Below are 20,158 nucleotides of genomic sequence, written 5' to 3'. Positions count from 1 at the left end.
AGAAAATAGCTTATAGTGTCAGGTCGTGATGGGGGTTTAAGGTTAGGATTTAGGCGTGCAAGCCGTACTAAAAGAATCAAAACAATTCAAACATGCATTGGAGTGGTGCCTGATAGGCTCGCTATTGATACATGCATTGATTATGTTATTCATGCCCAAACCCACCTATGAAAAACCGCCTGTCACCAAACAGGAGATACAGATCGAGCTGGTGAAAGAAACGCCACCTGCGGCCACCTTACCTGCGGCAGAGCCTGAGCCTACCCCACCCACGCCTGAACCACCAAAACCGCAGCCGGTGAAACCACCGCCCAAGCCGGTTGAACAAAAGCCGGTTGAACAAAAAACAGTACCGCAAAAACCATCGCCGGTGGTAGAACCGCCGTCAGAACCCACACACGCAGTGGCAGAAGCGCCCGCGCCGGCAGTGATCACGGCAAAGCCCACCGCGAGCGAGAGTAAATCTGAGCTGGTAGTGCCGGCACCGGCGCCACCAGCACCGCCAGCCGAACCACCCAAAGCCACCGGGCCCAGTGAGGGCGATATTGACGCTGCACGCAATGCCTTCAGGAGTGCAGCGCACCGCGAACTGAAGAAGAACCAGCGCTACCCCAGGATCGCACAGGACAGAGGCATTGAAGGCGAGGTGAAATTAAAGATCAATATTGATGACCGCGGCGAGATCACCGGCATTGAGGTCGTAGAGTCCAGTGGTAATAGAGCGATCGACGATGCAGCCCTGGCGGCAGCGCAAAAATCGCAGTTAAAGCCGCACTTCAACGAGATCTTGCGCGGTAGAGTCAACAACATCATAGTCACGGTCAGTTTCAAGCTGACCACCTGAGCCAACCGCATATGGCATTTTCCAAAGGCAGATTTAAAACAGCGTTTACGCGGCGTGCCTATGGCAAGTCGCTCAAACATCTGCTGCTGTTTCATGACCTGTATTTCATCGCCCTGATCATCCTGGCGGTTGCCAGCGGCGGTTACGGCATTTACCTGTGGGATAAAGCTTCCAAGCAGTCGCAGCGTATCAATATGGTGATACAGGAGATCTACCTGGTCAGGGGCGACCTCTACCGCCAGGTAAAAGAGCTGTTTGATGCTTTTTTTCTGCAGGAAGAAAATGCGCTCAATGAATACAATCACTATACCGCCTCTATCCTGGAGCATCTGCAGCGTTTGCAAAGCATCGCCATCGATGAAGAAGAGCGCACCGCACTCAGCGAGATAGAAAGCAAGTACCGCAAGCTGGTGAATGAGGCGCCCACCCTGTTTTACCGCTACCAGAACAACCCCAACAAGCAGGCGCAAAAATCGATTTATCAGGATATTGAGACTGGTATCTTCACGCATTACGAAGAAGTCTCCAAGCGCGCCGAACACCTGCTGATGATCAAGCAGAGCGAGATCAAGAACCGTCTGGATGACGCCCGCAGCAGCTCTATCGCCGTGCTGTCGCTGCCACTGTTGCTTGCCTGCGTGCTGATCCTGTACTCACGCCGTATCCTCAAGCGCTCTATCGTCAAACCTATCAATGACATCATGATCGCCACCAATGCCATCAGTACCGGCAACCTGAGCCATCAAGTCCCCGAAGCCGGTGCCGAAGAACTGGCGGTGTTATCCAGAGAGATCAATAAAATGGCCGAAGACCTGGCCCTGAGCCGGGATGCATTGGTGAAAAGCGAGAAGCAGGCGGCACTTGGCCTGCTGGTGCCTATGCTGGCGCACAATATCCGCAATCCGCTCGCCAGCATACGCGCCACCGCCCAGGTGATTGATGCGCCGGATAAAGATACCCAGGAATCGGTGCATGGCATCATCCACACGGTGGATAGACTGGAAAGATGGACTGGTAGCCTGCTCTCCTATCTGCACCCGATCAAACCCATGCTCAACCAGTTGCTGCTTTCTTCTATCGTGCAGGGTGCCATCATGACCTTGCAGCCCAAGCTGAGGGAAAAAAACATCAGGGTGATAGAAGACAGTGCCGGCATCAATCACCTGATCCTGACCGATGAACATCTGCTGGAACAGATGCTGTACAACTTGCTGCTCAATGCCTCGGAAGCCTCGGCCAAAGGCACAGACATCCATATCCGCTGCTCGCTGCAGGAAAACATGCTGACGCTGGTGATCATAGACCAGGGGCCGGGCATGCCTTTCAAACCAGATCCGCACGCCATCACTCCTGGCCCCACCACCAAACGCTTTGGTACTGGTCTGGGCATCCCGTTTGCCTTCAAAGTCTGCGAAGAGCTGGGCGGGTCCATGCAGTTTGAAAGCCGCACCGGCATAGGCACGCGCATCACTATTTCGCTGCCGCAATAAGCCTGTCTGCGGCCCGCAGGCGTTTATCGGCGTCTTGCGCGCCGGCCTGGAAAATTTTCTTTTTCTGCTTGCTTAATTTTGGTTTTTTATCAACAATGTGATTAAGCATCTGCCACGAATATTATGTCGAATTCACCAGCTCCCGCATTATCCCTGCCGGCAACCTCCGGCCTTCAATTCAAAGTCAGTGACTATTTGGGAAAATTCCTTGTTTTGTATTTTTACCCAAAAGATGCCACACCTGGCTGTACCACCCAGGGCGTTCAGTTTCGCGACCTGCATGACGAGTTCACTGCCGCCAATGCCGTGATCTTTGGTATTTCGCGCGACAGTCTCAAATCGCACGAGAACTTCAAGGCCAAATACACTTTCCCGTTCGAGCTGGTCTCGGACGCGGATGAGATCGCCTGCCAGGCACTGAACGTGATTAAAATGAAAAACATGTACGGTAAACAGGTACGTGGTATAGAGCGCAGTACGTTTTTGATAGACCCGACTGGCACCATTGTCCGCGAGTGGCGTGGTGTCAAGGTCGATGGCCATGCCGCTGAAGTGCTGGCCAGCATACAATCTTTCCACTCATAAAGTGATTTCCTATGGCACGTGCTGCGCAAACTAAGTTGTTCGTTCTGGATACCAATGTACTGATGCACGACCCTTCGTCGCTGTTCAGATTTGAAGAACATGATGTGTATTTGCCTATGGTGACTCTGGAAGAGTTGGACAATGGGAAAAAAGGGCTGACTGAAGTTGCCCGCAATGCGCGCCAGGCTAGCCGCTTCCTTGAAGAAATCATGGGTGGCGTAGATACCAGCAATCTGGAGGATGGCTGTCAACTGGCAATCAAGGGCAACCGCCACCTGTCCGGAAAACTGTTTTTTCAAACCGAACATGTGCCTACAGACCTGCCAGGCTTAGCGGGCAGTAAAGCAGATAACCAGATCATCAGTGTTGTACTGGCACTCAAAAAACAATCCCCGGACCGTAATGTCATTCTGGTCAGCAAGGATATCAATATCCGTATCAAGGCACGCGCCATGGGCGTGCCTTCTGAAGACTACTTTAATGACAAGGTGCTGGAAGACAGCGAGTTGCTTTACACCGGCTTGCGCGAGCTACCGGAAGACTTCTGGGAGGCGCACAGCAAAGACATGCACTCCTGGCAGGAAGCAGGCCGCATGTTTTACAAGATCAACGGCCCTATCGTCAAATCGCTGCTGATCAATGAATTCGTCTTTTACGAATATAACAAGCCTTTTCACGCCATTGTGCGCAAACTTGAAGACAATTCAGCCGTGCTTGAAGTGGTGCACGATCACGCCAACCCCAAACACAATGTCTGGGGCATCACTGCGCGTAACCGTGAACAGAACTTTGCCCTCAACCTGTTGATGGACCCCGAGATAGACTTCGTCACCCTGCTCGGCCAGGCGGGTACAGGCAAGACCTTGCTGACCCTGGCTGCCGCGCTGACGCAAACGCTGGATAAAAAACGTTATTCCGAGATCATCATGACCCGTGTCACCGTGCCGGTGGGTGAAGATATAGGCTTTTTACCAGGCACGGAAGAAGAGAAAATGGCGCCATGGATGGGCGCGCTGGAAGATAACCTGGATGTACTGAACAAAACGGATGAAGATGTAGGTGAATGGGGCCGTGCGGCGACGCAGGACCTGATCCGCACCCGGATCAAGATCAAGTCACTGAATTTTATGCGTGGCCGTACCTTCCTCAACAAATTCCTGATCATTGATGAGGCGCAGAACCTGACGCCCAAACAAATGAAAACCCTGATCACGCGCGCCGGCCCGGGCACCAAGGTCGTCTGTCTGGGCAATATCGCCCAAATCGATACGCCCTACCTGACTGAAGGCAGTTCAGGCCTCACCTATGTGGTGGACCGTTTCAAGAACTGGCAGCATAACGGCCATATCACTTTGATCCGCGGCGAGCGTTCACGCCTGGCGGACTTTGCGGCAGAGGTGTTGTAGACGCAGGTCTGCCCCATGTTATGGTCAAAGGCTTTTATACACTACTGATTGCCCAGTTCTTATCGGCGATCGCCGATAATGCACTGCTGTTTGCGGCGATCGCGCTGCTCGCGCAACTCAACGCGCCTACCTGGCACGAACCGTTGTTGCGCGAGTTCTTCGTTATATCCTATATCGTGCTGGCACCATTTGTCGGCCCGTTTGCCGATGCCCTGCCCAAAGGCCGTGTCATGTTTTTGAGCAACGGCCTCAAGTTTGTAGGCTGTTTGCTGGCGCTGGCTGGGGTGCCGCCTTTATATGCCTATGCGGTAGTCGGCATAGGCGCTGCTGCTTATTCACCAGCCAAATACGGCATCCTCACCGAGATGCTGCCTTCGCATCTGCTGATCAAGGCCAATGCCTGGATGGAAGGCACCACCGTGACTGCCATCATACTCGGGCCGGTGCTGGGTTCTACCATCGCGGCAGCGACCAGCCCTTATGTAGGCATTGCATTTATCACTGTGCTTTACCTGATGGCTGCAGCGTTCAACTACTTTATTCCCAAAGTGCCTATCGATCACAAAGTAGAGCAAAAAACGCTGCGCTTCTTGCTGAAAGACTTCTGGCATGCGTTTGTGACCTTGTGGAAAGACCCGCAGGGCCAGGTGTCACTGGCAGTCACTACCCTGTTCTGGGGCGCAGGCGCCACCTTGCAGTTCGTGGTATTGAAGTGGGCAGATATCAAACTGGGCTTTACGCAACAGGAGGCGACTTACCTGATCGCCATTCTGGCGGTCGGCATTGCCGCAGGCTCAGTGATCGCCTCGCGCTATGTACAACTGGAGAATGCGGTCAAAGTACTGCCAGCCGGCATTTACATGGGCATACTGGTGATCAGCATGGTGCTGATCAACAACCCTGTCGTCGCGGCAGTGTTACTGTTTACCATAGGGGTACTCTCGGGCTATTTCCTGGTGCCGCTCAACTCGCTGCTGCAACATAGGGGCCATCATCTGCTCGGTGCCGGGCATTCTATCGCGGTGCAGAATTTTAACGAGAATATCGGCATCCTGTTATTGCTGGGTGCTTACACCTGGATGGTGGGTGCGAAGTTCGAGATCAACACCATAGTGGCGATCTTTGGCGTATTTATTATTTTCAGCATGTCTCTGATCACCTTTGTCTACCGCAAACATATTCAGAGCTGAATCATTGCATCAACATCAGTATTCAAGAAAATAAACCTGTTTGAATAAAATAAAAGGGCGCTTCAAGCGCCCTTTTATTTTGTGTTGCCTTTGCGCCATCAGGCGAAAAGCAAGGCTGCAAAGATCAGTGCAGTTTCACATGCGGTTCGGTACGCCTGGAGATCAGACGGCCTATGCTGTGAACGATCACTGCCAGCACGCCATGCAAAGCCATTAAATGCATTTTATACAGGCTGCGGTACATCACCCTGGCAAACAGGCCCTGAATGTACATGCTGCCGCCAGCCACTGCGCCCATCAGGCTGCCAACCGTGGAATATTTGCCCAGGTTGACCAGTGAGCCATAATCGCGGTAATGAAACTCTGGCAGCGTGTCTTTACCGGCAACGCGTGCTTTCACTGTTTTCACCAGCAATGAAGCTTCCTGGTGCGCAGCCTGTGCACGTGGTGGCACTGTGGTATCGTGTCCCAGCCATGGGCAGGCAGCACAATCACCAAAAGCAAAAATATGCTCGTCGCGTGTGGTTTGCAGATGCTGGTTCACCACCAGCTGATTGATCCTGTTGGTTTCCAGGCCATCGATATCCTTGAGGAAATCCGGCGCCTTGATACCAGCCGCCCACACCACCAGCTCGGCAGGGATAAAACGGCCGCTGTGCGTAGTGATGCCTTTTGCAGAAACCTCAGTCACGCGCTCGCCGGTAAACACATTGACGCGCAATTTGCGCAGTTCAACATCCACCGCATAAGAAAGCTTGGTCGGCAACGCAGGCAAAATGCGGTCACTGGCTTCTATCAGCGAGATCTTCACATCGCGGTCAGCGTCGATCTTGTCCAGCCCATAGGCGGCCAATTCACGTGTGGTATTGTGCAGCTCGGCTGCCAGCTCGACGCCGGTAGCGCCGGCACCGACAATGGCGACTTCCAGCTGGCCTGGTTTCAATGGCTCAGGCTGTGTCTGTGCGCGCAACAATGCGTTATGCAGATAACGGTGGAATTTCTGCGCCTGGGAATGCGTATCCAGCGCCAATGAATATTCGCGTGCACCCTTGATACCAAAGTCATTGGTAGTACTGCCTACGGCAATGATCAGGGTGTCGTATTTAAAGGTACGGCGTGCAATGACCTCGTTGCCATCTTCGTCCAGAAACGGCGCCAGGATGACTTCGCGTGTGGCGCGGTTCAAGCCATCCATGCGGCCCAGACGGAATTTAAAATGATGCCAGTGCGCCTGTGCCAGGTAATCCAGCTCATGCCTGTCCGGATCCATGCTACCGGCAGCGATTTCATGTAATAACGGTTTCCATACATGTGTCCTGGTGCTGTCGATCAGCGTGATGCGAGCCTTGTTCTTTTTGCCGAGAGAATCTCCCAGCTTGGTCGCCAATTCCAGGCCACCTGCGCCACCACCTACGATGATGACATGGTGTAAATTATTTTCATCCGTCACACTTATATCCTTCAATAAAAAAGCGCGCCTGCCGTACAGCCAAGCGCGCACAACAACTACATTATACCGCTATTCGTTGCCTGTGATTTTTGCATGGCTACGAATAAAGGCAATCACTTTCAATACATCATCCGGTTTCAAACCATCATCCGGCGCCATCAGGCCAAAACCTTTAGCTCCCATGCCACCGTTAGTGCCATGCCAGATAGTCTCAAACATGCCTTTGTTGGTCGCATTCTTGGCATAACGGAAGTTATCACCGATCAGGCCAGGTCCAACCGCACCTTCACCGTGCCCGCCATGGCAAGCCACGCAAGAAAACAGGTTGAATTTCTTCTTGCCTTCCTTGATCGCGTCTTCCTTACCGATGTAAGGGTTCTTGCCTGTGCTTAAAAACTCTTTCGCCCCCGGCGTATCAAACATTTTGAGGTCGATCTGCAAAGGCTGACCATCCTGGGTCGCCTCAAACGTGATCGCCTTGATATCCTCTGATGATTCAGCTGCAGTGCCTGATGACTGACCACTGTTACCACATGCGGCCAGCAGCGCTGCCAGAACTGACGTTAACAACAAACTTCTCATGATTGCCCCCCATACCTTTAGTAAGATTTTTCCTTGAAATTAAACAGTTTTTGTTGTTTTTATTATGCATAAAACTGACTGAATCATTGTGCCATAAAAACAAAAAACGGTCACCAAGGTGACCGTTTTAAGTTGGTATTATTATTATTCGTTACCGGTTGCTTTTACAACACTGTTACTACGGATGAAAGCGATCACTTGCAATACTTCATCTGGTTTCAAGCCATCATCTGGAGCCATCAGGCCATAGCCCTTAGCACCCATACCACCGTTAGTACCGTGCCAGATGGTTTCAAACATGCCTTTATTGGTACCATCTTTAGCATAACGGAAGTTAGCACCGATCAAGCCTGGACCAACCGCGCCCTCGCCTTTACCACCGTGACAGGCTACGCATGAATACAGGTTGAATTTCTTTTTACCTGCTTTAATTGCAGCTTCGTTACCGATATATGGGTTTTTACCTGTCGCTAAGAATTCTTTAGCTGCGTCGGTATCAAACATGGCTTTATCAATATTGATGGTAGATCCGTCTTGAGTAGCCGAAAAAGTAATATCAGCCATTGCGCCTGTAGTGAATGCCAACAGGGAAACCATCACAGCTGATTTAATTTTGTTGCCTAACATGTTGTCTCCTAATCCTAAACAAAATGAGCGGCGTTAATTGAAAACCAAATAATTAACGCATGCTCATTTAACGAATCGTTTCAGAAACGGTTGACGAATATTTCCGAATAATCTTCAGAATCTTTCACGTGGCCATTTCAAAACAAGTGCTCGATTTTACTGAGTTTTTTTCCCAATGTCATTAATCAAGGCCTGTTTATAAAAATTTTTCATTTCAGTGTTATTTTTTGTACACACTATCGCCTTCAACGACCGGCACAGTAGGAATGCCATAATCTTTCAGGATGGCATCGATCTTGTCTTTATTGCGCTCCAGCGCTTCGTTGATCATTTTGATGCGGTCTTTATCTTTCATCCTCACAGCAACCGAGATATTCCAGTACTCTTTACCCTTGAGGTTGACTTTGTTGTATTCAGGGATCATGCGCAATTCGAGTGGCACTTTGGATTGTTTGGCGTAATAGCCAGCAATCGGCGCCCACATGATCGCCACATCGATCTTGCCGGCAGCAAGGTCATCGATCATAAAGCTGGTTGGCAGATTCAAATCGCGTTGCATACGATAAGGACGCGCATTGGTCATCAGGTTGTAATCATTCAGGGGAATAGTAGCCGGGCTTTGGCCGACGATACCGATGATGCCTTTTTTCAGGTCTGGTGAATCCCAGTTGGTGATATCGTAGTTGCTGTCCTTGCGCCAGACGAACACATGGCCAGAACGGTAATAAGGTTTGGAGGTACGCAGACCGTCAAAGTCAGAGGTCATGCCGATGATCACATCACATCGCATGGCATTAATAGTGTTACGCAAAAAACCCTGGCGGTTATAGGCATACTGGAAAGTCAGTTTCTTGCCGAGATCATCTGCCAGCACTTTGGCGATCTTGTCTTCAAAACCTTCCAGCTTGATATTGGAGTAAGGCATGTTGTCAGGGTCAGAACAGACCTTGAATTCTGATTCATCTGCTACGCGACGTACTTCGCCGATACGGCCTTCATCCGGGTTAATGGATGGAATTTCTATTTCCTCTGCCAGCACCGTTGTTTGTGCTGCCCATACCAACCCGATCGCACCCAATAACTTCCATGTCATTTTCATCTTGATTTCATCCTTATTGTGATTTTACCTGTCGTGTTTGGAGTGTTTTTAAAAGCTAAAAGTTCTGCCAACACCCGACAAGAGCCATCATCTTATCGTGAATAAGTTTCTATTTGTTGCCAAAACCTATTTTAATTTTTAATGCTTTTACGAATCATGAATTTCATGAAAAAAAACACCCTGCCGAAGCAGGGTGTTAGAGGAGTCAACGTATTTCTTAAGTTAACTTGAAATAAATTTCAAATTACAGTGAGAATACATTCAGTGCACCGCCGCCAGGAGCAGCGTTGTACTTGGTCAACTCTTTGTAACCACCAGCAGCACCCAGTGCGTCTGTGTCGTTAGTCATACCCAGGTTCATCGCAACGCCAGCCCAACCACCGATACCGGAGAAGACACCAACGTATTGTTTACCTTTGTTACCGTATGTGAATGCGTTACCGATAACACCGGAACCCACTTGGAATTTCCACAGCTCTTTACCGTTTTGTGCATCAACAGCTTTGAACCAACGATCCAAAGTACCGTAGAACACAATGTTAGTAGAAGTAGTCAAAGCACCACCCCAAGCAGAGAATTTCTCTTTGTTGTACCAAACTTTTTTGTTGGTCATTGGATCATAAGCGCCGAAGCCACCCATTACGCCGTCAGGACCAGCAAACATAGTCAATGTAGCACCAACCCATGGTTGACCAGCAACGTATTTGGATTCAACTGGCTCGTATGTCATACACACGTGGTTCAATGGTGTGTATACCAAACCTGTTTTTGGTGAGTAAGCAGCAGGCTGTTGGTCTTTAGTACCCAAAGCAGCTGGGCAAACACCCTTAGCGTTGTAGTCTTGGTGAGTAGAAGCTGATGCCAATTTGTCTGGCACACCAGTTTTCAGGTCAACGTTGTTAGCCCAGTTAACGAATGGATGCACTTTTTCAGCTGCAACCAATGTACCGTTACCTGCTTGCCATGTGTACAGGAAGCCGTTACGGTCATGGTGCCATGCGTATGTTTTGCCACCTTTGTCGAACAGGATCACTTCGTTAATACCATCGTAGTCCCACTCATCGTGCGGAGTCATTTGCATGCCCCATTTAGCCACGCCAGTGTCTAAGTCACGAGCAAAAATAGTCATAGACCATTTGTTGTCGCCTGGACGTACATCTGGGTTCCAAACGGATGGGTTACCAGTACCGTAGTAAACCAGGTTTGTTTTTGCATCATATGGCCACCAGCCCCATACGGAACCGCCACCATGTTGCCAGCCATCTTTAACAGCTTGTGGTTTCAACCAGGTACGTGTACCCAATTCTTTTTCACCTGTTTTCAGTTGGTCGTTAGGGATCTTTTTGAAAGAACCACCTTCTTTGTTACCGCCGTTTACGTCTTGGTAAACTGACAGAGCACTGTATTGTGGGTTTTCTTTGTTGAAGTCAGCACCGATCAATGATTCGCTGTCTGGACCAGCTGAGTAAGCTTTCCATGCCAATGAGCCATCTTTCAGGTTGTATGCAGCGATAAAGCAACGTACGCCGAATTCAGCACCTGAACAACCGGTCAATACTTTGTCTTTGATCACGTGTGGAGCGTTAGTGTTAGTAGCACCGACTTTAGGATCAGTGTTTTTAACATCCCATACTTTAGCACCGGTTTTTGCATCCAGAGCGATCAGAACGCCGTCGTTCTGTTGCAGGAAGATTTTACCGTCGCCGTAGCCCAGACCACGAGAAACGTTGTCACAGCACAGAACTGCTTGAACGCTAGGGTCTTGTTTCGGGAAATAGGACCAAACGATTTTTTGGTTATCGTTCAGATCCAGAGCGTATACGTTGTTTGGGAAAGCAGTGTGCAGATACATCATGTTGCCCACTACAACTGGAGAACCTTCGTGACCACGGTTTACACCGGTAGCGAATGTCCATGCAGCTTTCAGGTTCTTAACGTTGCCTTTGTTTACTTGTGACAGCGCGCTGTAACCTTGGTTATTATGTTGACCGCGTGGGTGAGCCCAGTTGTTCGCATCTTTCAATGCAGCTTCTTGGTCTGCTGCAGCAAATGCCACTAAAGGCAACGCTGCTACCAGGCCCAAAGCCAGTTTGATTTTATTAACTTGCATATTGATCTCCAAAGTTGATACTAAGGGTTTAATATTAAGTACACATTCAACTTGCATCCACTAGGATTGGAGTACTAAATTGTTCGCATACTTTACACAATACCGGCTAGGGAAAATTTCCCGACTAACTGCAGAAATTCACACTTTGCCGCATATGAGGATTGCAATATAGAACAATTTGTTTTCAATTGCAACACTTTAGTTACAAATTGGTTACACTTTTTTCAGCTTTGTTTTTGTTATTCTTTTTTAGCAAAATCTGCTTGAAAAAAAATCCTAAAAATCAGATAGTTAATCTACCAGCCTAGAAAAAATACGCTTTATGAATCATTTGAGTCTTTACCCGGAATGCACGCCATACCAGCATGAACTGTTAAAAGTCAGCGCCACGCATGCGGTCTATGTCGAACAATGTGGCAATGCCCAGGGTGTGCCTGTCATTTTTTTGCATGGCGGGCCCGGCAGTGGTTGCAACCCGGCACAGCGCCGCTTTTTTGACCCGGCGTATTACCGCATCATATTGTTTGATCAACGCGGCTGCGGCCGTAGCCAGCCAGCTGGCGAAACACAGGACAACACCACACAGACACTGGTTGAAGACATAGAAGCCATACGCCAGCACCTGAATATCCGGCAGTGGCATGTGTTCGGCGGCTCCTGGGGCAGCACGCTGGCACTGGCCTATGCCACCCGGCACCCTGCTGACATCATCAGCCTGACATTAAGAGGTATATTTTTAAGCCGGCCACAGGAGATCAGGTGGTTTTTGGGCGAGGTGGCCTTATTCTTCCCGGAAGCCTGGCATACGCTGGTAGCCGGTGTGCCCCTAAGCCAGCGGGAAAATATCCTGGATTACTACGCCAGACTGGTATTCAATACCGACCCTGCCATCAGTATTCCGGCAGCCATACGCTGGAATGCTTTTGAATCCAGCATCATGAGCCTGCTCCCCAAACCAGAAGCCACAGAGTCATCCAGCCAGGCTAAAACCAACGCCACATCAGCGGACGCGACGCCAGCCAAAGCGGCAGCGGCCAAAGACAGCGCGGCGGTAGACGGCCCCACCGAACTGGCCCGGGCACGCGTGCAGATCCATTACATACAGCACTTGTGTTTTATCGATGGCGAACAATTGCTGCAGCTGGCAGCCACCACATTAAGCCAGATCCCGACCACCATAGTGCAAGGCCGCTATGATATGGTGTGCCCGCCACAAACCGCCTGGCAACTCGCCCAGGCCATGCCGCATGCCAGCCTGGTGATGGTGGCGGACGCCGGCCATTCAGCCATGGAGCAAGGTACTTGCCAGGCATTGCTGGCAGCGACAGAGCGCTACAAAGCGCTGGTGGCCGTGTAACTCAGCGGGCGATGGGGTCTTATTGATGCTGACAGCAGGGGTGAACAGGTTAAAGCGCCACTGGCACGCGCTCAGGCAATTTTTTCTGCCTTATGTGTATTCCACGCCGCTATTTGTCATTAAGACCACGCTGCAAGGCGTGAGCAGGCACAGACTGATGGGGCTTTCTGCCGCATTGTCCTTTTATGCACTGTTCGCGCTGATCCCGCTGATCATCCTGATCTTCTTTTTAATCAGCCATATGGTGTATTCATCAGACTACGCCATCGTCAAGCTGGCGATACTGACCAGCAACCTGCTACCAGAATTCAGCCAGCGCATCATGATAGAGGTGTACAACAACACGCAGACCAAAGCCGCCTGGGGCGCGCTGGGCTTCTTTATCCTGTTATGGACCATCACGCCGCTGGCGGCGGCCATGCGCTCCAGCTTTTACCAGATCGCCAGCCGCCATGATGTGCCGTCTTTCTGGAACAAGAAATTCCGCGATGTGCTGGCGGTGCTGGGTGTGCTGCTGGTGTTCTTTCTGTTTACCGCAGCGGGCTTTGTGCTCGAATCAGTGATTGTTTTTCTGGCGGTGCATCTGCCCTCTGCCCTGATCAACTTGGTCGGCGCGCTGCTCTCGCTGCTGCTGACCACACTGCTGATCGCCGGGTTTTACCGCACGTTCTGCCCCTTGCATGTGCAATGGCGCCATTTATTATTATCCGCACTACTCACCGCCGGCTTGTGGCTGCTGATGCGCCCGGCGTTCGGCCTGTTTCTCAGTGTGAACAAAAATTTCGGGGCGGTGTTCGGCAGCATGAAAGCCATGTTCGTTTCCATCAGCTGGCTGTACCTGAATTTTGCTATCTTCCTGATCGGCTTTGAGCTGATGGTCACCCTCAGGCAAAAAGACGTATTGCTGCTGAAAGGGCTGTTTGATGACATTCCCAACCAGCAACATTACTTGCAGACCCTGATGCATAAATACGGCCAGACTTATAGCAACGGCAGTTACATTTTCAACCAGGGCGACGCCAACCATCATTATTATATGGTGGTAGAGGGCACGCTGCACCTGGTGCAACGCTCGCCGGATGGCGCAGACAAAACCATACGCATCTTGCAATACGGCGATTTCTTTGGCGATATCGCCTTGTTTTCTGCGCAGCCGGTCACCGCCAGTGCAGTCGTGGTGTCTGAACAGGCGGCGGTGATAGAGATAGCTACCGAATGCATAGAGGACTTGTTACAGGAAGAACCCAAGATAGCCGTACGCCTGCTCAAACAGTTATCCAGTCACGCCCAGATCAATAGTGCCCCAACATGATGCTACGTTCATTCATACTGTTTTAAAACGACTAAGTCACCAGTTGTTGTCTTAACTCAAAGCGAGTGAGCCTTGCGGAATTGTAAGATATGTTACAAAATTGTAACAACCTTAGGAATGACGCATCATGGCACTCTCCCTCCCACAAGAAATCAATGCACTGATACAGCAGTTGCAGGCGCAACAATTTGCCAGCGTGGTGCAGCGTGCACGCCAGCTGGTGGCGCAGTTTCCGCGTGAGTTCATTTTGCACCATCTGCTGGCACTGGCACTGGATCAAAGCCAGCAATACCCCGAGGCGGCGCTGGCGTATGCCCAGGCACTCAAGCTGCAACCGAATAACGTTGAACTCTGGTTCAACCATGCCATTGTACTGACGCATCTGAACCAGCTGCCCCAGGCAGAACAAGCCTACCGCAAAGCCATTACGCTAAACCCGCAATTTTTTGAGGCGCACGGCAATCTGGGCACTCTGTTACAAAAACAGGGCCGCCTGGAAGAAGCCATCAGCAGCTACCAGACCGGCTTGCGCATGCAGCCGCAAGATGCGCGCGGCCATTTTAATTTAGGCACTGCCTACCGCGACCAGGGGCAATTGCATGAGGCGGTGCGCAGTTACCAACGCGCCATTGAGCTGTTCCCCAATTACACCGATGCCTACAACAACCTTGGAGAAACCTGGCGCGACCAGGGCGATATGACGCTCGCGGTGCAGCATTACCAGCAAGCGTTGCAGCGCAACCCCGAGCATGCGGGTGCCAATTACAATATGGGCGAGTTTCTTTATCTGGCAAAGCGTCATGAAGAAGCGATCCCTTACTTTGAACGCTCGCAGCTGGATGACTGGCAATCGCGGGTATTGTATTGCCTCTATCAGGCAGAAAAGTTTGAGGCCTTTAAGCAGCTGCGCGCCGAGGTGATCGCGCAAGGCCCGCATACCGCACCGTTTATTGCCACCCTGTCTAGCCATTACAGCATCAATCACGGCGAAGCCGACCCTTACCAGTTCTGTGCCAACGGGCTGGAATTCGTTTATCACCGGCGCCTGCCTGAACTGGCGCCTGGCAGCCCGCTACTGGCTGAGCTGCTCGACAATATCGCACAGACGGATATCGCAGAACGCAAACAGGCGCGCCTGACCAATGGCAAGCAATCGGCGGGCAATCTGTTCAAGCGCCCGGAAGCGGCTTTCCGCACGCTGGGAGAACTGGTCAAACGCGAGTTCAGGCTTTACCAGCAACATTTCCAGCAGGCGCAGTGCGCACTGATCACGCACTTTCCTGCAGAACTGGAGTTTACCAGCTCGTGGTATGTCAATATGCAGAAAGGCGGCCACCTGGATGCGCATATCCATGAGATAGGCTGGATCAGCGGTGCGGTTTACCTGGCCATGCCCGAGACTGCCGATCCTAAAGAAGGCGCTTTTGAATATGGCACGCATGGCGACAGTTACCCTAAGTTGCATGATGATTTCCCCACCCGCTTTATCAAGCCTGGCATAGGCGATATCGTGCTGTTCCCTTCTTCGCTGTTTCACCGCACTATCCCTTTTCATGCCGAGGCCAACCGCATCTGCGTCGCCTTTGATTTAAAACCCGCCAGCCACCTGCAAACCGCACGCAGCCAGTACTGACCAGCGACTGCTGAGGCATAGATATCTGATGTGCGCGCCCGCGCCACGGCAGGCGCGGCCTAATCCGCAAATAACACTAAAATAATTTGATTATCATATACATACAGAATTTATCAGTGTTTTAGATTGTAGATTTTGCGCCACAAGGTATGATGTTTCATTGTTAAGCGCTCATGGCCTGCACCTGTTTAAAGCTGGTCAGTGGCGCTCTCCGATGACACGCCAAGGGAGTTCAGCCTGAAAATGAAACCAAGCTTTTGCAGGAGAACGCAGCGCCCTGGCCTGGTCAGCTCAGTTTCCCCCGGCTATCTCTCTCATTCTTTACCCGCCATGCTGCAACCAGGCCGCCGCGATAAGAACCGGCTACACCCGGGCGCCTATGCTGCCATACGCCCGGCCCTGACATTCATGCTCTCATGCCTGGGGCTGACAGCGCCCCATCCCGGCTGGGCGGCTTCCGCGCCACCCGACATGCGTGAAACCACTTCTGAACTGATCTTTAACCTTGCCCTGCTGAGCCAGACACCCAACCGCCTGCCTCAGGAAAGCTACAATATCTGTGCGTTTGAAGAGGATATAGGCTATCTGCAATCCAGCACCCTGGAATCCCAAAAATTACAGAATCTGCCGCTGTTCTTACTACCGCTGAAAACGATCGCTGACGTGAAACGCTGCAATCTGTTGTATATTCAGGACTTTATTCCACAAAAACCGCTGGAATTACAGCAGTCCATTCAAAAAGACGCGGTACTGACCGTGGTACACGGCAGTAACAAATTCTCTGACTATGGCCATGTGGTGATCCACGCCCAGGATAAGCGTTACCAGTTTGATCTGCGCATACAGCCGGCAAAACAGGCTGGGCTTGTGTTTGATGCACGACTGTTGAAATTGGCGACCAATATTATTAACGATTAAGCGAGTATGTTAAGACTGTTTCGTAACCTGAAGATCGCCGAGAAATTACTGCTGACAGAATTGGCGATGACCCTGAGTATGCTATTGGTGTTCAGCATATTCGCCCTGGGTAACCACTACCATAATTTACGCACGCACCTGGCACAGGGCATTCTGCTACAAATGAATGTGGTCACCACCTCCATCGGCCCGGCAGTCATGTTTGGTCAGCTGGATTCGGCGACCAAAACACTGGAGCCGCTATCGGATAACAACAATATCCGTACCATAGTGATACTGGACCAGCATCAGAAAAAGCTGGAAAGCCTGCATCCGCAGCACCTGCCCAGTTCTTCTGCCTGGCAATGGCTTTACCCTTTCTTTGGCGATATGGAGCTCAACGCACCTATCGTCGTCAACGAAAAGACCGTAGGCACCCTACGCGCCATCATCAAACAGGAACAGATAGTCGATATGCTGATCGGCTTTGCCTGGTCGAATACCGTTGCCGCCATTGCCGCGGCGCTGTTCGGTTATTTTGTGATGTGGCGGCTCAACCGCTATATCGTCGGCCCTATCCACACCCTGCAGACCTTTGTCAGCAACATCACGCAGAACCACCATTACGAGCAGCGCATTTACACCACCAGCCAGGACGAGATCGGTCTGCTGGGCAAAGACATCAACAACATGCTGGAAAGCATCAGCCAGCGTGACGCCCAGTTGCAGAAAGAACTGGAACATCGCAAGGAGATCGAGGAGAAACTGCAGTTCCTGGCGCATTACGATAAAAGCACGCTGTTGCTGAACCGCCATGCGTTTGAAGAGATCATCACCAAAAAGATCACCGGCCCGGCCGATGAACGCAAACGCGTTTACCTGCTATTGCTGGATCTGGACCGTTTCAAGATCGTCAATGACACCTTCGGCCATAATACTGGCGACAAATTACTGCAACAGGTAGCGCACAGGCTGCGTGGCAATATGTCGCAAGAAGATGCGATCTTCAGGCTGGGCGGCGATGAATTCGCCGTGATTCTCGAAGCGCCCAAACGCAGTACTATAGAACAGGTCTGCAACCGGGTGATTCAGAACATTTCCACCCCGTTTATCGTCGATGACCATGAGATCCATATCGGCGTCAGCATAGGCATAGCCACCCTGCGGCCAGGGTTTGACTCTAAAACAGAAGTCATGAAAAATGCCGACATGGCGCTTTACCAGGCCAAAGATGCCGGCAGGAACACCTTTCGTTTTTACAGCGATGAAGATGAAGTCAATACTTCTGAATTGCGCACGCTGCGCGAAGAGTTGCATTTTTCACTGCAGAACCAGGAGCTGGAACTGTATTACCAGCCCATCATTCATACCCAGCAGTTGAAGACCATAGGCTTTGAAGCCTTGCTCAGGTGGCGCCATCCGACCAAAGGCGTGCTGGCACCAGACCAGTTCATACACCTGGCAGAAGGCTCAGGCCTGATCATCAGCATAGGTGCCTGGGTCATACACCAGTCACTCAAGCAACTGGCCATGTGGCAGCAAACCTTTGACAGCGACCTGTTCATGAACGTCAATATCTCGTCCCGCCAGCTGGACGATGACAGTTTGTCCGGCAGCATACGCCACGCGCTGGACTACTATCAGATCGCGCCGCGCACGCTCAACCTGGAGATCACCGAATCCATGGTCATGCGCAATATCGAATCCGCCAAGCATGTGCTGTATGCCCTGAAGCAGCTGGGCATAGGCATTGCGATCGATGATTTCGGCATAGGCCACTCATCCATGAATTACCTGAAGCAACTGCCGGTCGATATCCTCAAGATAGACAAGCAATTCACTGCTGGTATTCCGCATGATAAAGTCGATATCGCCATTGTCGATGCCCTGGTGGCACTGGCGGTCAGCCTCAACCTGAAAGTGGTGGCTGAAGGCGTAGAAAGCGCCATCCAGTTCGAATACCTGCAATACAAACTCTGCCATCATGTGCAAGGCTATCTGTTCAGTGCTGCGCTCTCGGCCAGCCAGACCACGGCTTTCCTGGCAGATTTTCCGGAAAGTATCCCGGCCGGTTTCCGCAAGGCAGTGTTACCGGAAGCCTGATTTCGCCATTGAAATAACTTAAAACATAAAGCACGCTTTAGGGGGATCCATGTCACGTTTTACGTCGCCACTCACGCTAGGCATTTTATTGTCTGCTTATCAGCTCACAGGCCATACGGCCGGCTTTGCCCTTTCCGAGCAAAGTGGCAGTGGCCTGGGTAACGCCTATGCCGGCGCCGCTGCCGTGGCTGAAGATGCCAGCACCATTTATTTCAACCCGGCCGGGATGACTTATATAGCAGGGCGGCAACTGGTTGGCGCTTTGCACACCATACGCACCTCGGGTGACTTTAATAACCAGGGCAGCATCTCCCCTACCGGGCGGCCTCTAGGCGGTGAAGGCGGTGATTTCGGCGGCTGGGCTTTCCTGCCGAATATCTACTACAAGCAGGACCTGACAGAGCAGCTCAAATTCGGTATCGGTGTAGGCACACCGTTCGGGTTGAAAACCGAATACGACAGAAACTGGATGGGGCGCTTTCAGGCGGTCAAATCCGAGCTCAAAACCATCAATATCAACCCTTCGCTGGCCTGGAAAGTGAATGAGCAATGGTCGCTGGGCATAGGTATTTCTGCCATGTGGGCAGAAGCCGAACTGACCAGTGCGGCCAACCTGGGTCCGGCCGGGGTGACGACGGCAAAAAACAAAGGTGATGACTGGGGCTTTGGTTACAACCTGGGTGCGATTTATCAAATCACGCCCGCCACCCGCCTTGGCGTGGCCTATAGATCAAAAGTTGAACAGCATTTAAAAGGCGAGGTACGTTCACCTTCTACGGTGACCAGTGCCAGCCCGACGCAGACGCTGAACACAGATATCACTGCCGACCTCACCCTGCCGGAAACCTTTTCTTTCAGCACGTTCAGCCAGCTGGATGACCGCTGGGATCTGCTGACAGATATCACCTGGACCCGCTGGAGCCAGTTCAAGGAGCTGGTCATACGCCGCGACAATGGTTCTAACTCTATCGTCGGCTCGACCGCAGAGCACTGGAACAATACCCTGCGTTACTCTGCCGGCCTGAACTATCGCTACACGGACACGCTGAAACTGCGCACTGGTATCGCTTATGATGATGAAGCCATTGATAACGATCACCGTACACCGCGCATCCCCGGCAATGACCGTATCTGGCTCTCATTCGGCGCCAGCTGGCAATATAGCCCGGCGACCAAGCTGGATATAGGCTATACCCATCTGTTTATCAAAGATGCACGCATCAGCGATGACCAGCGTGCCGCTGGCCGCGGCTTGCTGTCAGGCACATACGAAGGCAGCGCCCATATATTGAGCATGCAATTCGCGCATAACTTTTAGCCGCTGGCCAGGTTTGAATACCAGCCGTGAGTGCCCTGCCTCACGGCTTTTTCTTTGGCGCTAGCGCCCGCCGCTCCTGCTTGTCAGGTCTGTGTAAGCAGGCTGTCATCTAACATTCACACACAAAACCGAGAATTGCTGGCTGGAAATAACCA

At 51.4% G+C, this 20,158-nt stretch carries 16 protein-coding genes; 11 read left to right on the top strand and 5 right to left on the bottom strand.

Annotated features, from left to right (window positions below; all coding sequences use genetic code 11):
• Positions 1-55 precede the first annotated feature (55 nt).
• The 5 genes from ACT6RZ_RS01280 to lplT all read left to right on the top strand — a co-directional run bounded on the left by ACT6RZ_RS01280 (position 56) and on the right by lplT (position 5,515).
• Positions 56-844 (top strand): TonB family protein, encoded by a 789-nt coding sequence (locus tag ACT6RZ_RS01280; RefSeq protein ID WP_444700381.1) that lies wholly within the window; start codon positions 56-58, stop codon positions 842-844.
• 11 nt (positions 845-855) lie between these two features.
• Positions 856-2,334, top strand: coding sequence for an ATP-binding protein (locus tag ACT6RZ_RS01275; protein ID WP_444700380.1), 1,479 nt, complete (start codon positions 856-858; stop codon positions 2,332-2,334).
• Positions 2,335-2,457: 123 nt separating this feature from the next.
• Positions 2,458-2,919: a peroxiredoxin gene (locus ACT6RZ_RS01270; protein ID WP_444700379.1), complete on the top strand. Its 462-nt coding sequence runs from the start codon at positions 2,458-2,460 to the stop codon at positions 2,917-2,919.
• 11 nt (positions 2,920-2,930) lie between these two features.
• Positions 2,931-4,325: a PhoH family protein gene (locus ACT6RZ_RS01265; protein WP_444700378.1), complete on the top strand. Its 1,395-nt coding sequence runs from the start codon at positions 2,931-2,933 to the stop codon at positions 4,323-4,325.
• Between the two features lie 20 nt (positions 4,326-4,345).
• Positions 4,346-5,515, top strand: coding sequence for a lysophospholipid transporter LplT (gene lplT, locus ACT6RZ_RS01260; protein ID WP_444700377.1), 1,170 nt, complete (start codon positions 4,346-4,348; stop codon positions 5,513-5,515).
• A 124-nt stretch (positions 5,516-5,639) separates the two neighbouring features.
• Here the strand turns inward: lplT and ACT6RZ_RS01255 are convergent, their stop codons facing one another.
• From ACT6RZ_RS01255 to ACT6RZ_RS01235, 5 genes are all read right to left on the bottom strand, one after another.
• Positions 5,640-6,965, bottom strand: coding sequence for an NAD(P)/FAD-dependent oxidoreductase (locus ACT6RZ_RS01255; protein WP_444700376.1), 1,326 nt, complete (start codon positions 6,963-6,965; stop codon positions 5,640-5,642).
• 69 nt (positions 6,966-7,034) lie between these two features.
• Entirely contained in the window at positions 7,035-7,547 is a 513-nt protein-coding gene (locus ACT6RZ_RS01250) for a c-type cytochrome (protein WP_444700375.1), read from the bottom strand.
• Between the two features lie 144 nt (positions 7,548-7,691).
• On the bottom strand, positions 7,692-8,174 hold the full coding sequence (locus ACT6RZ_RS01245) for a c-type cytochrome (RefSeq protein WP_444700374.1): 483 nt from the start codon (positions 8,172-8,174) through the stop codon (positions 7,692-7,694).
• Positions 8,175-8,394: 220 nt separating this feature from the next.
• Positions 8,395-9,273, bottom strand: coding sequence for a quinoprotein dehydrogenase-associated putative ABC transporter substrate-binding protein (locus tag ACT6RZ_RS01240; RefSeq protein ID WP_444700373.1), 879 nt, complete (start codon positions 9,271-9,273; stop codon positions 8,395-8,397).
• A 244-nt stretch (positions 9,274-9,517) separates the two neighbouring features.
• Positions 9,518-11,383 (bottom strand): PQQ-dependent dehydrogenase, methanol/ethanol family, encoded by a 1,866-nt coding sequence (locus ACT6RZ_RS01235; protein ID WP_444700372.1) that lies wholly within the window; start codon positions 11,381-11,383, stop codon positions 9,518-9,520.
• A 322-nt stretch (positions 11,384-11,705) separates the two neighbouring features.
• Here ACT6RZ_RS01235 and ACT6RZ_RS01230 point away from each other — a divergent pair, with 322 nt between their 5' ends.
• From ACT6RZ_RS01230 to ACT6RZ_RS01205, 6 genes are all read left to right on the top strand, one after another.
• Positions 11,706-12,740, top strand: coding sequence for an alpha/beta fold hydrolase (locus tag ACT6RZ_RS01230; protein WP_444700371.1), 1,035 nt, complete (start codon positions 11,706-11,708; stop codon positions 12,738-12,740).
• A gap of 25 nt (positions 12,741-12,765) precedes the next feature.
• Positions 12,766-14,052: a YhjD/YihY/BrkB family envelope integrity protein gene (locus ACT6RZ_RS01225; RefSeq protein WP_444700370.1), complete on the top strand. Its 1,287-nt coding sequence runs from the start codon at positions 12,766-12,768 to the stop codon at positions 14,050-14,052.
• 127 nt (positions 14,053-14,179) lie between these two features.
• Positions 14,180-15,685, top strand: a complete 1,506-nt coding sequence (locus ACT6RZ_RS01220; RefSeq protein ID WP_444700369.1) for a tetratricopeptide repeat protein — start codon at positions 14,180-14,182, stop codon at positions 15,683-15,685.
• 243 nt (positions 15,686-15,928) lie between these two features.
• Complete coding sequence (locus tag ACT6RZ_RS01215; protein ID WP_444700368.1) at positions 15,929-16,603, top strand: YfiR family protein; 675 nt, start codon at positions 15,929-15,931, stop codon at positions 16,601-16,603.
• 6 nt (positions 16,604-16,609) lie between these two features.
• Complete coding sequence (locus ACT6RZ_RS01210; RefSeq protein WP_444700367.1) at positions 16,610-18,685, top strand: EAL domain-containing protein; 2,076 nt, start codon at positions 16,610-16,612, stop codon at positions 18,683-18,685.
• A 49-nt stretch (positions 18,686-18,734) separates the two neighbouring features.
• Positions 18,735-20,003 (top strand): OmpP1/FadL family transporter, encoded by a 1,269-nt coding sequence (locus ACT6RZ_RS01205; protein ID WP_444700366.1) that lies wholly within the window; start codon positions 18,735-18,737, stop codon positions 20,001-20,003.
• Positions 20,004-20,158 lie beyond the last annotated feature (155 nt).

Source organism: Methylophilus sp., from assembly GCF_052437885.1.
Taxonomy (GTDB): Bacteria; Pseudomonadota; Gammaproteobacteria; order Burkholderiales; family Methylophilaceae; genus Methylophilus.
This window is presented reverse-complemented; position numbering and strand designations above follow the sequence as displayed.